11 protein-coding genes are annotated in these 15096 nt (G+C 44.5%); all 11 read left to right on the top strand.

The window, feature by feature from the left end; translation table 11 throughout:
* Window positions 1–194: 194 nt before the first annotated feature.
* The 11 genes from ilvD to FRZ06_08045 all read left to right on the top strand — a co-directional run bounded on the left by ilvD (window position 195) and on the right by FRZ06_08045 (window position 15080).
* Window positions 195–1856, top strand: a complete 1662-nt coding sequence (gene ilvD / locus FRZ06_08095) for a dihydroxy-acid dehydratase (GenBank protein ID QOX63311.1) — start codon at window positions 195–197, stop codon at window positions 1854–1856.
* A gap of 400 nt (window positions 1857–2256) precedes the next feature.
* Complete coding sequence (mgtE, locus tag FRZ06_08090) at window positions 2257–3612, top strand: magnesium transporter (GenBank protein ID QOX65878.1); 1356 nt, start codon at window positions 2257–2259, stop codon at window positions 3610–3612.
* A 201-nt stretch (window positions 3613–3813) separates the two neighbouring features.
* Entirely contained in the window at window positions 3814–4677 is an 864-nt protein-coding gene (locus FRZ06_08085; GenBank protein ID QOX63310.1) for an NAD(P)H-hydrate dehydratase, read from the top strand.
* Between the two features lie 266 nt (window positions 4678–4943).
* Complete coding sequence (locus FRZ06_08080) at window positions 4944–5294, top strand: type II toxin-antitoxin system PemK/MazF family toxin (protein QOX63309.1); 351 nt, start codon at window positions 4944–4946, stop codon at window positions 5292–5294.
* Window positions 5295–5303: 9 nt separating this feature from the next.
* The gene (locus FRZ06_08075; protein ID QOX63308.1) at window positions 5304–5732 is read left to right on the top strand and encodes a hypothetical protein; all 429 of its coding nucleotides are present in this window, start codon (window positions 5304–5306) and stop codon (window positions 5730–5732) included.
* Between the two features lie 473 nt (window positions 5733–6205).
* Window positions 6206–9037, top strand: a complete 2832-nt coding sequence (locus tag FRZ06_08070; protein QOX63307.1) for a LysM peptidoglycan-binding domain-containing protein — start codon at window positions 6206–6208, stop codon at window positions 9035–9037.
* Between the two features lie 215 nt (window positions 9038–9252).
* Window positions 9253–11427: a hypothetical protein gene (locus FRZ06_08065; GenBank protein QOX63306.1), complete on the top strand. Its 2175-nt coding sequence runs from the start codon at window positions 9253–9255 to the stop codon at window positions 11425–11427.
* Complete coding sequence (gene csaB / locus FRZ06_08060; protein QOX63305.1) at window positions 11428–12525, top strand: polysaccharide pyruvyl transferase CsaB; 1098 nt, start codon at window positions 11428–11430, stop codon at window positions 12523–12525.
* Between the two features lie 40 nt (window positions 12526–12565).
* Window positions 12566–13327 (top strand): WecB/TagA/CpsF family glycosyltransferase, encoded by a 762-nt coding sequence (locus FRZ06_08055; GenBank protein QOX63304.1) that lies wholly within the window; start codon window positions 12566–12568, stop codon window positions 13325–13327.
* Window positions 13324–14154, top strand: coding sequence for a transketolase (locus tag FRZ06_08050; GenBank protein QOX63303.1), 831 nt, complete (start codon window positions 13324–13326; stop codon window positions 14152–14154). Before FRZ06_08055 ends, FRZ06_08050 begins: the two co-directional genes overlap by 4 nt.
* On the top strand, window positions 14154–15080 hold the full coding sequence (locus tag FRZ06_08045; GenBank protein QOX63302.1) for a transketolase family protein: 927 nt from the start codon (window positions 14154–14156) through the stop codon (window positions 15078–15080). The genes FRZ06_08050 and FRZ06_08045 overlap by 1 nt, the downstream gene beginning before the upstream one ends.
* Window positions 15081–15096 lie beyond the last annotated feature (16 nt).

Below are 15096 nucleotides of genomic sequence, written 5' to 3'. Positions count from 1 at the left end.
TTATTCTCAATGGAAAACCTTTTGACCACATTGGCAATTTCATGTATAATAGATCCATTAATTTATTCGGATTTGTCAGATAATAAGACATTAAATCTATATAGAATGGGTTGACTGGTGCTCTCTTTGAAAACGATGCGTATCAGACGAGAATTGTGGACGTCAGCCTGTTGCTATGAATGGAGGTAACAGAAATGAACAGTGACAAGATTAAGAGCGGCCCTTCCGGCGCGTCAGTGCGTACGCTATTTTATGGAATGGGATATATTCGTGAAGAAATAGATCGGCCTCTGATCGGGATCGTCAATTCCCAAAATGAAATCGTGCCGGGGCATATGCATCTGGATCGGATTGCTGAGGCCGCAAAAAAGGGCGTTTCTCTGGCAGGAGGTACACCTGTTGAATTCCCATCTATCGGAATTTGCGACGGCATCGCTATGGGGCATGACGGAATGAAATATCCCTTAGCTAGCAGAGAATTGGTTGCTGACTCCATTGAGGCCATGGCAAAGGGACATGCTTTTGACGGTCTTGTGTTGATTCCCAACTGCGACAAGATTGTTCCGGGTATGCTGATGGCCGCAGCAAGGCTGAATATCCCTGCTGTTGTCATTAGCGGCGGTGCCATGAGAGCCGGATATTCCAATGGGAACGTACTGGATTTTAACAGTATTATGGAAAAGATCGGTGCGTATCGCAATGGTGATTGCACTGAGGATGAACTGGAAGAGGTTGCACTCAACGCCTGTCCGGGCTGTGGTTCCTGCTCCGGTTTGTTTACGGCAAACAGCATGAACTGCCTCACTGAGGTCCTTGGAATGGGCCTTCCGTATAACGGCACTGCACTGGCTGATACTGGCGAAAGAGTCAGAATGGCAAAGATGGCAGGTGTGAAAATCATGGAGATGGTAGAGAAGGACATTAAGCCGAGAGATATTCTGACCGTGGATGCTTTCCGCAACGCCATCACTGTCGACATGGCTATGGCAGGTTCCACCAATACAGTGCTTCATCTGCCTGCAATTGCTCATGAGGCGGGAATTAAGCTGAATCTGGAACTCTTTGACCAGATCAGCGAAAAGACCCCTTATATCGCAAAACTGAGCCCCAGCGGGCATCATCATATTGAAGATCTTCATAGAGCGGGAGGAATTCCTGCACTTATGAATGAGCTTACAAAAAAAGATCTGATTATCAAGGACTGTATCACGGTTACCGGAAAAACCATCGGCGAAAATATTTCAGTCACTCCCGTTGCGGATTACAGCGTGATTAAGCCCATCGATGAACCCTACAGAAACAGGGGCGGACTTGCGGTGTTGAGAGGAAATCTTGCTCCTGACGGTGCAGTGGTAAAAGAATCCGCTGTAGCCGAAGAAATGCTTGCCCACTCCGGACCTGCGGTAGTTTTTAATTCCGAAGAAGAAGCTTCTGCCGCAATCTGGGATAAAAAGATCAAGAAGGGTGACATCATCGTGATCCGATATGAGGGACCCAAGGGTGGACCGGGTATGAGAGAAATGCTTTCGCCTACATCCTCCATCGCGGGTATGGGTCTAGACAAAGACGTTGCCCTGATTACTGACGGAAGATTCTCAGGTGCATCCAGAGGAGCATCCATTGGTCACGTTTCACCGGAAGCTATGAGTGGAGGGTTGATTGGTCTGCTGAAAGATGGAGATATCATTCACATTGACATCCCGGGCAGAAAGCTTGCCGTCGAACTGTCCGACGAGGAGATAGAAACAAGAAGAGCCCAATATGTAAAGCCTGAGCCCAAAGTGAAATCAGGATATCTGGCAAGATACGCAAAATTGGTCACCTCTGCCAATACAGGTGCTGTTTTAGAAGTATAGGATCATGGTCATCTGATTTTATTTTTAAAACGCTTGCAAAATAAAATAAAAATAAGTTATAATTTAATGGTTAGTGTAGAAAACTAACCATTATTTTATTTTGCAGTATCTTGGACCTGCTGAGCAGGGGGAAGAGTCTGCAGCGGCGGCATCGCACAAAATTATCTGAAAAGGAGTGAAAGTAATGGATTTAGGACCGAGTCACGAGCGGATGAATATCATAATTGAAAATAGTAAAGTCCTTGCTTTCACCGTTGCTTTCAAGTGCCTTTAAGGCAGTTCTCCGAAATGCTACATAACGGTTAGGCTGGGACCTGACATTTTCCTGCAGTGACACTGATTTGTACTCAAATCAACGAAGCGAATAAAGGAGGTAAGTCCCATGGAGAACGAATCTGTAATGGATGGAATCATCCAGACCATTCTTGAACTGTTAGACGCGAAAAAATACAGCAGAGCAAGAGATGAAATTTTAAAGAATAATACCGTTGATATCGCAGAAATTCTGGAAGAGGTTATCGAGGAGTTGGGAATCGAAAAAGCGATTATCCTGTTTCGAACACTGCCAAAAGACGTTTCTGCGGAGGTATTTGCGTACCTTCCTATCGACGATCAAATTGAAATTATATCGGTTATCACCGACAGGGAAGTAGAGCATATCATCGACGAGCTTGCCTTCGACGATATGATCGACGTGCTGGAAGAACTGCCTGCAAATGTAGTGGATAAAATTCTTGAAAAGTCTACGAAAGAAGAGCGTAGGCTCATCAACACGTTTTTGAATTACCCGGAAACCAGTGCCGGCAGTCTGATGACGCCGGATTACATCAGTCTTAGAAAAAATATGACCGTAGCGGAAGCCCTTTCTTACATCAAAAAAGAAGGGATGGATCGGGAAACGGTCTACACCTGTTATATCAAGGATGAAGGAAGACGACTTTTGGGCATCGTATCCCTCAGAACTCTGGTTGTTTCTGATGATGAGGTTCAAGTAGGCAATCTGATGCATGAAGATATTATCTATGTGAATGTGCTGGATGATCAGGAGGATGTATCCGATGCATTTAAAAAATACGGTTTCCTGGCGATTCCTGTTGTAGACAATGAGCACAGGCTTGTGGGAATCATCACCGTAGACGACATTTTGGATGTCATCGATGAAGAGGCTACGGAGGACTTCCATAAAATGGCCGGTATGGCTGTTTCCACCGAGGAATATCTGGATATGAGTGTTTGGCATCACGTGAGAAATCGTCTGCCTTGGTTGTTTGTTCTGATGTGTTCCTATGTGATTACGGGAAGCATCATCTCCAATTTCCAAGAAGGCCTTTCCAAGGTCATCGTATTGGTAACCTACATGCCCATGCTGATGGGTACAGGAGGAAATTCCGGGTCGCAATCCGCTACTCTTGTCATTCGCGGCCTTGCTTTAGGAGATGTGGAGACCAGCGATGCGCTCGGTGTTCTATGGAAAGAACTGCGGGTTAGTTTTCTCATCGGTCTGGTGCTCAGTGCACTGAACTTCGCCAGAATCTTCTGGATGGACGGACAGAGTACGATGATTGCAGCGACCGTCTGCGGATCGATGATGCTGATTGTCATTGCGGCAAAAACCATCGGCAGCATGCTTCCTATCTTTGCGAAAAAAGTGGGAATCGACCCTGCGCTGATGGCCAGCCCCATGATCGCATCTTTGACGGATATGGTATCCGTAGTGACATATTTTGCACTGGCATCATTTATTTTGGGGATTTAACCATGAGTCTCATGGAATCAGATTTAAAACAGCCGCGGCGGGGCAGTGTTCTTTCGGGAGTGATTCAGTCCGAAAATGCTGTCTGCCGCGGCTGTTCTTCTACAGGGATAAAGAAATGCATGGTTATAAAAGGAACTACCGGGGAATTCTATCATGAGATTTAAGAATGAATCTATTTTATTTTGAATTGGGGTGAGAAAAATGAAAAATAATGGTTTAATTACTAAGTCTTATGTCAATACTCTCATTAAGAAACGTGATAGGGATATACATAAGGGTGATTGCGGAAAAATTTTGATCTATGCAGGATCAAAGGGCATGGCAGGAGCAGCAGTATTATGCGCAAGAGCAGCTCTTAGAACCGGCGCGGGCCTTGTAAGAGTCTCTGTTCCAGAAGAGCTTTTTCCCATCCTGCAGATCGGAGTACCGGAGGCCACCTGCTTATCCAGAGAGCGTTTACTTGAGGACTTGATGCAATATACGGCAATTGTCATCGGTCCGGGGTTGGGAGTTGATGCGAAGGATGGTGTACTGATTAAAAAAATATTACGAGCTACCGATAAGCCTGTGGTGCTCGATGCAGACGGTTTGAACCTCCTAAAAGGAGAACTTGAGATCATGAAGGAGGCTCGGGCCAAATTGATCCTTACCCCCCACCCGGGGGAAGCAGCCCGGTTATTGGAACGGAAAGCGGCTGAGATCAATGAGGACAGGCTGAGGTCCGCCATGGAATTGGCTTCACGCACTGGATCGGTAACGGTGCTGAAAGGTGCCGGAAGTGTTGTGGCAACACCGGAGGGCAAAACATATATTAATACTACAGGAAATCCCGGAATGGCCACGGGAGGCAGCGGAGATGTGCTGTCAGGCATCATTGCCGCTCTCACAGGCCAGGGTCTCGACAGTGAATCAGCCGCTGTGGCTGGAGTTTATCTCCATGGGTTGGCTGGAGATCTTGCTTCGGACCGAATGGGAGAGTATGGTTTAATCGCTACAGATATAGCTGATATGTCGGCACTGGCGATCAAAAGCATTTTAGATACCCACGAACCAATGGAGAAATAAGGCATTTGACACATTGACTCATCAGGAATTATAATAAAAATAGTACTCTTTGTTATGGAAAATGGATGTTGCAGAAAATGTATGAGGTGAGCAAATGTTTGATTTTACAACTATGAGAAACAGCTTTTCGATGGAGCGAATCAGCGAAATCACGGCTGGATATCAAGAAATGGGAACTCTGAATGCCAGTCTTTCCGAAGAAGGACTTGATCAGGACAGGAGAGATCTTGAAAGCTATGAAAAATATTTAGTGGAGAGTGAATGACTTGATCGTTAAGAAAGGTGATATTTTTTTTGCAGACCTAAGTCCCGTCATTGGCTCAGAACAAGGTGGAGTAAGGCCGGTTCTTATTGTGCAGAATGATATTGGAAATAAATACAGCCCTACAGTTATTGTAGCGGCGGTTACCTCCCAGATAAACAAGGCAAAGTTGCCTACACATGTTGAAATTGGTGCGTTGGGTCACGGTTTAAACAAAGACTCGGTCGTGCTGACAGAACAACTCAGAACCATTGATAAAAAACGGCTCAAAGAAAGAATCGGAAAAGTCGATGAAGATATCATAGCAGAAGTAAATGAAGCGCTCACAATCAGTTTAGGGATGATAGATTTTTAGGAGGAACAGATGAAGAGAGTTGTAGCAGGGTTGGTTATCATTGTTTCAGTGTTTGCCTTGACGGTATATGCGGCAGCCGCCGCAGATTCTCCGGGATCGGAAGGTGATCCGGTGGTCACAAAAAGTTATGTAGATAGTCAAATTGCACAGCTGAAAAACACAGGTGTATCCTCGGGGACATATAAAGCAGTTCAATTGATTGAAGGGCAGAAAATGATCGGCGGAGAAGGTACCGAGATCATTCTGCGAAGCGGAGAAGCCACCGCCATTGATAATGGCGCCAACGGTGTCTCTGATGTTACCGGAGGAGCTGATTTGATGACCGGCCAGCGCATCGGCCTAAATCATCTGTTGCTCATACCTCGAAACGACGGGAGGGGCCTTTTGGCTTTGACAGAAGCATACGTTATGGTCAGAGGTTCCTATACAATACAATAGAGTGTAAGGAATGTACGGTTCCTTGTCACATGAAACATTTATGTTAGGTCGGGCAATTGTGTGTGAAATAAACACGCGATTGCCCTTTTTATTTGAACAACGCTTCTGAATAATCCCCTCAGACAAATTCCTTGACATCACTAATGAATTGATGTAAGGTAATATTGAAAAGTTTCGTAAACGTTTACAGTAATTTTGTATCAACGATTTGTGCAGTCAAACAGCACGTTTTAGGCCTGCGGAGCTGATATGAACAAGCACAAAAAATCGCCGATTCGTCGAATCGTGTGAAAAAATAATGAATTCTTATCCCATTTAAAAACATTCATTCTACTCGTCAGAAACTCCCATTGAAAAGTGATTGCGTTAAGTAATTACTTTTTGCGCATGCATGCTATCAGCCTCAGCTTAGGGACGGTAAAGGACGGCCGAATGCCGCGCTTCACCGTGTTATTTATTAAGGAGGAAAAAATATGCAAGTGAAAAAAGTCATCAGCGCAGTTCTGACTTCTTTAATGCTTTTTTCTCTCAGTTCTTTTCCGGTATTTGCCGCAGACACAAGTGCAGACAGCAAACCGGGAATTGCCTTTGAAGCACCTTTGTATAATGCTGTAAAGAACGTATACGAGGTCAGCAAACCCGAGCATATCATGTATATGTCAGGTGATTGGAAAGATGGGGCGCCACGTGACGGCCACTATGTTCTGACAACGGATATTGACATGTCAGCTTTTGAGGATTTCATTCCCATCGCTTCTGAAAAAGAAGCAGGCTTTATTGGAACTTTTGATGGTCAATTTCATATGATTAAAAACCTAAAAGTACATTACCCTAAAAAATATGTAGGCCTCTTCGGTTATATCGGAAATGAAAACCAGCCTGCATATATTAAAAACCTTGCTCTAATCAATTGTGACATCATTGGACAGCAAAATGTCGGAGGACTGACAGGCGTTAACTATGGTACCATTACAAACTGTGTTGTAACGGGCAAAATCGTTGTCGATAATCTATCCAACTCTCATACCGGCGGTGCTGTTGCAGGTAAGGTAAAAGAGGGGGAAGGACCTGTAATGGGCAGAGTAGAAAACTGCTTTATCAATGCTGATATTATTGCACCCTACGACGTAGGCGGAATTGCAGGAATACAGGACGGCGGAGGTTATATCGGCAAATGCTTTGCACTGGGAACAGTCACATCCAATGCTTCAAACGGAATGGCAGGTGGAATCGTTGGATCTTTTAATGCGGGAGACCGTCTTGAAAACTGCGTCGCAGCACAGTCGGTGATAACCGGTGTCAGAGATACGGATCGTATTGTGGGCCAGCTTAACGATGAAAGCGGGATTAATATCAACAACAATTATGCATGGGAAGGAACGCAAATGATCGGAAACGGTCCCGTTGAAAGGCCAAACCGCGTATATTTTGAACCTGCTTCTACAGAAAAGATCTGCAGCAAAGAGACTTACCTTGATCTGGGATGGGATTTCAGCAATGTTTGGGATTGGAAAACCACTGCAACCGGCGGCTATCCCATGCTGAAAGGTTTTTCCTCTGAAGTTACCAGTATTGCAGCTAATTATGTGGTAAAGTCAACAAACATCATCAGCTCGCCGATGAATACAGCCAAGCTTCATGAGAAAACAATGATTGCGGCCAAGGTGTTATCACCCGAAACAGTAAACTCCGTCAGCCTGTATTACGGTTACGACCCTGATGGAACGAAGTTTACAGACCATGTTAAAATGAACCTGGCGACAGATGGGAGGTATACAGCGCAGCTTCCCACAGATAAAGCCGAATATGTTTATTATTATATTAAGGCTGAAACAGCCGCAGGTACAGTTACTTACCCTTATTACAGCGAATTCCCTGTCTCGGTTTATGTAGATGATGGCAGAATTCTTGGAGAACCTTCTCAGATAACGATGACAGTAGGCTCTGAACAGGGATCGCTGCGCTTTAGCTGGCTGACAGTTCCGGAAATTGATGCAACTGTAATTAAATATAAAATAAAAGGCTCGTCTGAATGGACGTCAAAAGAGGGTAAGAGCTTTCTGACTGCTGTCACCAAGGGGTGGAAGGAAAAAAATACCCATCAAGTGACGCTCGAAGATCTAAAGCCCGATGCAATTTATGTTTACTCTGTCGGTGATGGCAAGACGTTTATGAGCCCGGAGAAGGAATTCAAGGCCCCGTCTGACAAGGCTGCTGATGCTTTCTCCTTCCTGTTCGTCTCAGATCCGCAGTCTGTCAGCACGGAAGACTATGAATCGTTCCAGAAGTCAATGGATTTTGCACTGACAAAGCTCGAAAAGATGGAATTCTTTCTTACTGCGGGAGACATCACGCAGGACGGATATAAATCAAGTGAATGGGATGCATGCTTCGAAGTTATGGGTGACTACTTCTCAAAATACCCCAGCATTACCATACCTGGCAACCATGAAATGAAGGGCGACTGGAACTTCATAAACTTTGCAGGGCGTTTTAATCTGCCGGGTGGAGATGCGGGAACCTCATTTGACAACACCATTGGCGCAATGGAATACGGTGATGCATGTTTTGTAATCATTAACACCGAAGTAACCCCTCCTGCGGAAAAGCCTGAAATCCTGCAAAAGCAGCTGGATTGGGCGAAAGCATGCTTTGAACAATCAAATAAAAAGTGGAGAATCATGGTTGCCCATGCAGGTCCTTATACCTCAAACCATGATCCCATGGAAGTACGGCCGTATCTCATCGATGCCATCGACGATATGAAGGTGGATTTGTTTTTGAACGGTCACGATCATATTTATATCAGAGGCACGGTCAAAAACGATCAAAAGGTTCCTCTCGGTGAAGGCACGACCTATATTACCGGAGGTACAGTGGGCAATAAATACTATGACTATCTTGATCGATCAAAGTATTTCACAGACTCGTATCACGATGACGAAGATCAGCAGACCGTCAACCTTGTGACCGTTTCTAAGGATGGGATCAAGGTTACTTCAATGCAGAAGGCTGATCCGGAAAACTGGGAAACGTGGAAGCTTGCAGATGAATTCGTGATCCCCAAATCCCTGAGCAGCAGCGGATACAAAGAAGCAGGAGAAGGCACTGGGTTGTCAATCATACAGGCTCCTGCGGATGCAGGAACTTTGTCAATGAGTTCCGCTTATTACACCGTTGTTCCGGGCGATGTCCTCTGGAAAATTGCACTGAAATACAACTGGACATGGAAGGAGCTTGCTGAGATCAATCATCTCTTAACTCCTGATTTAATCTACCCTGGTCAAAAAATTAGAATCCAATAGAATTGAAGCATCAAATTATTTGTAGAAAAGCCTCCGGTTTTAGAGAAAAACCGGAGGCTTTTTGAGATTTTTAGTAATTTTTTATTAAAATTCTCTGTTTGTTCTCATCCTATTTACTATAAGAGAAAAAAAAGGTACAATGTTATAGCATCGGCTGACCAACCGGTGTATTAACATTGAATACATACATAATTTTAGGAAGGAAAACACAGGGGATGAAATTATTAATCAGGGAAAACAAGGTCTTGCTGCTTATTGTCGCACTTGCCGTTCTTGTTTCGTTTGTTGCAATCGGGGGTAGAATTTCAGTAGAAAGTCAAAACAAAACGTATGATATTGTATTAGATTATAATGAAGTTGAAGCGATGGCGAAGCAATCAGATCATGATGTATCCTGGTGGCTCGAAGAATTTAAAGGTATGGGCATCACAAAAGTGGGACTAGCTGAGGAAAACATGGTCAGCTTGATGGAAAATACAGATATGCCTGTCAGTGCAGAGATCATGTACCAAATCATGAAGGAAGCGGATTGGGAAGCAAAATATCCGGAGGGTTTTATTGAAGAACTGAAGGATAATGGGTTTGACGAATATGACGTTTTGATAGAAGCGGCATCAAAAGAAGCCTTTGATTTTGTTACAAATGCTGTCAGCGACCGTTATCAGGCAGAAAAATATTTTGCTTATGAAAGTGATAACGGGGGGCTTATCGTGCTCGACGGCACGGCTAAAGAAACCCTTTATACGGAAAAATATAAGTATATGAGCAGCATCAGTAAGAAAGGCTTTACTGAGAAGGATGAAATCATCAGTTCTAAGCTGATGTATCTCAATCTTGGAATTCTGCCCTCAAAGCTGGATATTGTAAAGGCAGCTGGAATGGACATTATTCCCAGAACTGCCAGCTACGAAGGTTGGAATGATGCGGATTATGAAAGAGCAGTGATCAATAGCTATAAGAAAATGGGAGTTGCTCCTGAATATATGATTGTGGGCGGGGAGAGTATCATTGGTTATGATGATGGAATCGATACCGTGAAAAATTATCTGGAGGAAAACAATGTTACGCTGGGGCTCATTGAAAATACCACCCAACGTCAGAACATCCTGCAGTTCGGGGTGGATGAAACCGTAAAAAAGACGGGATATGATGCAGTTCGTATCTTTAGTGTCTGGGATTACATTCAGAACCGATATCAGTACTACGGATATGAAGGGGCGAAGGAAATTGAAAACACACTGTTCCGCGCTGTCGTGGAACGGAACATTCGTCTCATATACTATAAGCCTATTAAGGAATTTAGAGATCAGCATGTCTATGTAACAGACCCGGAAGAATATAGAACCATGTTCTCTAATCTGGAGGAAAGACTGAACGAGCACGGGATTCAGTTTGGGGACAAGGCATCGGTGATGGATGATTATCAGGTCAGCCGAATTCTCAAGCTGGCAATTGCCTACGGCTGCGTAGCTGCTGCAATTCTACTGCTTCAAACAATATTTCCAATGAGAAGAAGAGTAAAATTGTCACTGCTGGTTTTAGGTGCTCTGGGCGCTTCCGGAGCGTTCCTTGTGCTCCCAAGCTATGCGGAATTAATCACATCCTTTGCCGCGGCAGTTATTTTCCCCTGCTTGGCAATCGCTTATATCGTAAAGCAAAGCAGAGAATATACAGAGCAATTAGACAAGGAAACCCCTTTGGTCAAGCTTGCAGGGCTGGGAATTGCAACGCTGTTCATCGGAATTGCCATTTCTGTCATCGGTGGTATCATGACTGCAGCTCCGATCTCATCCATTAATTATCTTCTTGAAATCGATATCTTCCGCGGGGTAAAAGCAGCACAGCTGCTGCCACTGGCTTTCTTTGCGGCTGCATACCTGGCATATTACGGTTTCGGAGGAAGCAAGAAGCACCCGGGATCCTTGGAATATCTTGATCTTCGTGATATGATGAACGCGAGTATCAAGGTTTGGATGGTATTGCTGGGTAGCTGCTTGCTCATCCTTGGTTATTACTATATCAGCAGGACCGGGAACGAATCCTCCGTTGAGGTGTCCAATCTGGAAATGCTCTTTAGAAACATGCTGGAAGATCATCTCATTGCACGGCCAAGAAACAAGGAATTTCTGTTTGCGTTCCCTTCGGTAATGATGTTTGTATATGTCTCCGTACGGCGATTTAAGCTCTGGCCTATATTGTTCGGACTAGCCGCTGTCATCGGTATGACTTCGCCTGCAAATACCTTTATGCATATTAGAAGTCCGCTCTACTTGGGCTTAGCGAGAACAGGCTATTCACTGCTGTTTGGTATTTTTATCGGCATCGTTGGAATCATTGTTTTTGAAATAGGACACAGGCTCTATAAGAAGCTGGAAAGGCAGACGTTTTAAATGGTTCGAATACTGATTTCCGGATATTACGGATTTAACAATATCGGAGATGAGTCCATCCTCCAGGCGGTGGTGGACAATCTTCGCAGCAAACTAAATGATATTGATATCACGGTGCTTTCCCGGAATCCGGAATCCACTGTCCAGAAATACGGTGTGAATTCCGTAAATCGAAAATCGATATCCTCCATTCTGAATGCGGTGCGAAAATGCGATCTGCTGATCAGCGGAGGAGGCAGCCTCTTGCAGGATGTAACAAGTAAAAAGAGCATACTCTATTATTTAATGATTATGTGGGCAGCTTTTTTCTTCCGTAAAAAGGTCTTTATCTATAGTCAGGGAATCGGGCCGATTTTATCAAAAATAAATCGAAGTCTCACTGCAGCTACCTTGAAACATGCCGACGGAATTGTTGTGAGAGATGAGGCATCAAAAGAGCTGCTGATTGAGATTGGCGTTAAAGCTGACCTAGTTCATGTTACGGCTGATCCAGTTCTCCGGGTGAAGAAAGCAGATCTGTCTTTGGGCAGAAACATTCTGAAGGAGGAAGGTTTCAGTGCCGAGGATGGCAGACTTACTGTGGGCTTTGCCATCAGAGAAAAGAAGATTAACAGTAACTTTGTAGATGAACTTTGTATTTCTATACGGAGACTCATCGACGAGCATCGGGCGCAAATTGTCTTAATCCCCTTTCATTTTTCTGAAGACATGGCTGTGATCGAGGAACTGGAAAGAAGACTTGGCAGGGAAGTATTTTGCATCAAGCATAAGTATCTGACCAACGAGATGTTGAGCATTATCGGGAATATGGATGTATTGGTGGGCGTTCGCCTTCATGCGCTGATACATGCAGCGATCATGGATGTTCCGATGATCGCAGTTTCCTACGATCCTAAGATCAACTCTTTTATGCATTCTATGGATATGAAGGCCATGTGCTCAATGTATGACTTCAAAAGTGAGTTCTTTCTGGAAGAGTTTGAAAAGACAGTCGCCAATGCTCAGGCCATTAGAAATAAGGTAAAAAAGAGAATTGAGCTGCTCATACAAAAGCTGGATACCAACGAAGAATTAATAAAAAAACTAATAAATAAGTAAATATTTTTATAGAATAAAATGATGAAGAGGAATGGTAAGGATGCCAAGTAACAGACGAATCAAAATTTTGAATATACCGGTGGATATGGTGGAATACCCTGCGGCCATGGAAATCTTCCGCAAGCTCATGAGCTCGGCGGGCTGCAGTCAAATCGTTACGCCAAACTCAGAAATTATCGTAAATGCAACAAAAGACAAAGAACTGAAAGAGATCATTGAACAGGCAGATCTGGTTATCCCTGATGGAATCGGCTTGGTTTATGCATCCAGAATCATGGGTATGCCTCTTTCTGAGCGCGTTACAGGGATTGATTTTCTAAGCTCCATCTTAGAATATTTGGAGGAAACAGGACAGTCAGTCTTTTTCCTGGGCAGCAAACCGGGAGATGGGGGTGCTCCGGGAATTGCAGAGCTCGCTGCTGAAAAAATCAAGGAGAAATATACAAATCTAAAGATTGCTGGAGTCCATCACGGCTACTTCAAAGAAGCCGATGAACAGGAGCTGATCAGCAAAATCAACGCCTCAGGTGCAGATTTTCTTTGTGCAGCACTGGGATCTCCCAAACAGGAGAAATTTGTATTCACCCATAGAAATCAGCTGAATGTGAAAGCTGCCATCGGTGTGGGCGGCAGTCTTGACGTTTGGGCGGGAACCCTGAAACGAGCGCCGGAATTTTATCGGAACCATGGGCTGGAATGGCTTTATCGATTCATTCAGCAGCCAAGCAGATATAAAAGAATGGCGGCTTTGCCGCTTTTCATGATAAAGGTCCTACTCAGCAAATTAAAAGGAGGAAAATGAGAATGAATATCGACTACCAACAATTGGAGAAGGTCGCACGGGATATCAGGGTTGATATAATCAAACAAACATTTCATGCGAATTCCGGGCATCCAGGTGGTTCCCTCTCCGCAGCAGATATCATGACAGTGCTCTACTTTCATGAAATGAATGTCGATCCAGCAGAACCCAAAAAATACGGCCGGGACAAATTTGTACTTTCAAAGGGCCATGCTTCGCCTGTTCTCTATGCTACACTTGCACATAGAGGATATTTCCCAACTGAGGAGCTCAGCGGTTTCCGTAAATTCGGCTCCATCCTTCAGGGACACCCTGATATGAAAAAGGTTCCCGGAGTTGAAATGTCGACAGGATCTCTTGGTCAAGGTTTTTCATCTTCTGTTGGGATGGCAATCGCAAATAAGCTCGATAAAAATCCAGGAAGAATCTTTGCATTATTAGGTGACGGTGAGCTGCAGGAAGGAATTATTTGGGAAGCTGCTATGGCAGCGGCACATTATAAGCTGGATAATCTCGTTGCAATCGTGGACTGGAACGGTCTTCAGATAGACGGAAAAAATGAAGAAGTTATCACAGTAAATCCTGTAGATGAGAAATTTAAAAGCTTCGGCTTTCATGTGATTCATGTTGACGGACATTCTCTGAAAGAGATCGCAGAAGCTTTCGAGGAAGCCCGTGCACAAAAGGGCAAACCTACCGTGATCGTTGCAAAGACACTTAAGGGAAAAGGCGTATCCTATATGGAAGGCAAGGCCGGCTGGCATGGCAAAGCCCCGAGTGAAGCAGAGGCCAAACAAGCAGTGGAAGAACTGGGAGGTGAGTGGTAATGTCAGAAAAAATGGCTACCAGACAGGCTTATGGAGAAGTTCTCGCTGAGCTTGGTGAAAAAAATCAAAATATCGTGGTTCTTGATGCGGACCTTTCAAAATCGACAATGACGGCAGTGTTTGCAGGTAAGTATCCGGAGCGCTTTTTCAATATGGGTATTTCAGAGCAGAATCTCTATGGAGTAGCAGCGGGTATCGCTCATTCAGGAAAAACTGTCTTTGCGAGCACCTTTGCGATGTTTGCAGCAGGAAGAGCTTTTGAAATTATCAGAAACTCCATTGGTTATACAAAGGCGAATGTGAAGATTTGTGCAACGCATGCAGGTGTAACTGTAGGGGAAGACGGCGGAAGCCATCAGTCCATTGAAGACCTTGCTTTGATGCGTACGATTCCGGGAATGACGGTAATCAGCCCATCAGACGGTATGTCTGCTAAGCTTCTGATTCAGCAAGCAGCAGAGTTAGATGGACCCGTTTATGTAAGACTCGGAAGAGCAGCGGTGCCCGGTCTGTATGAGGCGGACAGCGATATTCAGATCGGCAAAGGCAATTGTGTTAAAGATGGCAGTGATTATACAGTGATTGCTACCGGTATTATGGTGAATGAAGCCCTGATTGCAGCTGAAACCCTCGAAAAAGAAGGAATCAGCCTGCGAGTCATCGATATTCACACCATTAAACCCATTGACAAGGACATCATTATCAAAGCTGCGAAAGAGACAAAGGGTATCGTGACTGCGGAAGAGCATACCGTACTGGGAGGGCTAGGCTCTGCAGTTGCCGAGGTGGTTGTTCAAAACGCCCCGACGAAAATAGCCTTTGTAGGACTTCAGGATTCCTTTGGGGAATCTGGGAAGCCTGCCGAGCTTCTTGTTAAATACGGCCTGACGGCGGCAGATATCGTCTCAGCAGTGAAAAGCCTGTAAAAAACATTGATCATTC

The organism is Clostridiales bacterium, from assembly GCA_015243575.1.
Taxonomy (GTDB): domain Bacteria; phylum Bacillota; class Clostridia; order Peptostreptococcales; family Anaerovoracaceae; genus Anoxybacterium; species Anoxybacterium hadale.
Note: the sequence above shows the minus strand (reverse complement) of the source record. Positions and strands in the feature narration are given on the sequence as shown.

Coding starts and splice junctions, on each gene's coding strand:
- ilvD (QOX63311.1), top strand. CDS start 195: ATGAACAGTGACAAGATTAAGAGCGGCCCTTCCGGCGCGTCAGTGCGT.
- FRZ06_08065 (QOX63306.1), top strand. CDS start 9,253: ATGAAATTATTAATCAGGGAAAACAAGGTCTTGCTGCTTATTGTCGCA.
- FRZ06_08085 (QOX63310.1), top strand. CDS start 3,814: ATGAAAAATAATGGTTTAATTACTAAGTCTTATGTCAATACTCTCATT.
- mgtE (QOX65878.1), top strand. CDS start 2,257: ATGGATGGAATCATCCAGACCATTCTTGAACTGTTAGACGCGAAAAAA.
- FRZ06_08075 (QOX63308.1), top strand. CDS start 5,304: ATGAAGAGAGTTGTAGCAGGGTTGGTTATCATTGTTTCAGTGTTTGCC.
- FRZ06_08070 (QOX63307.1), top strand. CDS start 6,206: ATGCAAGTGAAAAAAGTCATCAGCGCAGTTCTGACTTCTTTAATGCTT.
- FRZ06_08055 (QOX63304.1), top strand. CDS start 12,566: ATGCCAAGTAACAGACGAATCAAAATTTTGAATATACCGGTGGATATG.
- FRZ06_08050 (QOX63303.1), top strand. CDS start 13,324: ATGAGAATGAATATCGACTACCAACAATTGGAGAAGGTCGCACGGGAT.
- FRZ06_08045 (QOX63302.1), top strand. CDS start 14,154: ATGTCAGAAAAAATGGCTACCAGACAGGCTTATGGAGAAGTTCTCGCT.
- csaB (QOX63305.1), top strand. CDS start 11,428: ATGGTTCGAATACTGATTTCCGGATATTACGGATTTAACAATATCGGA.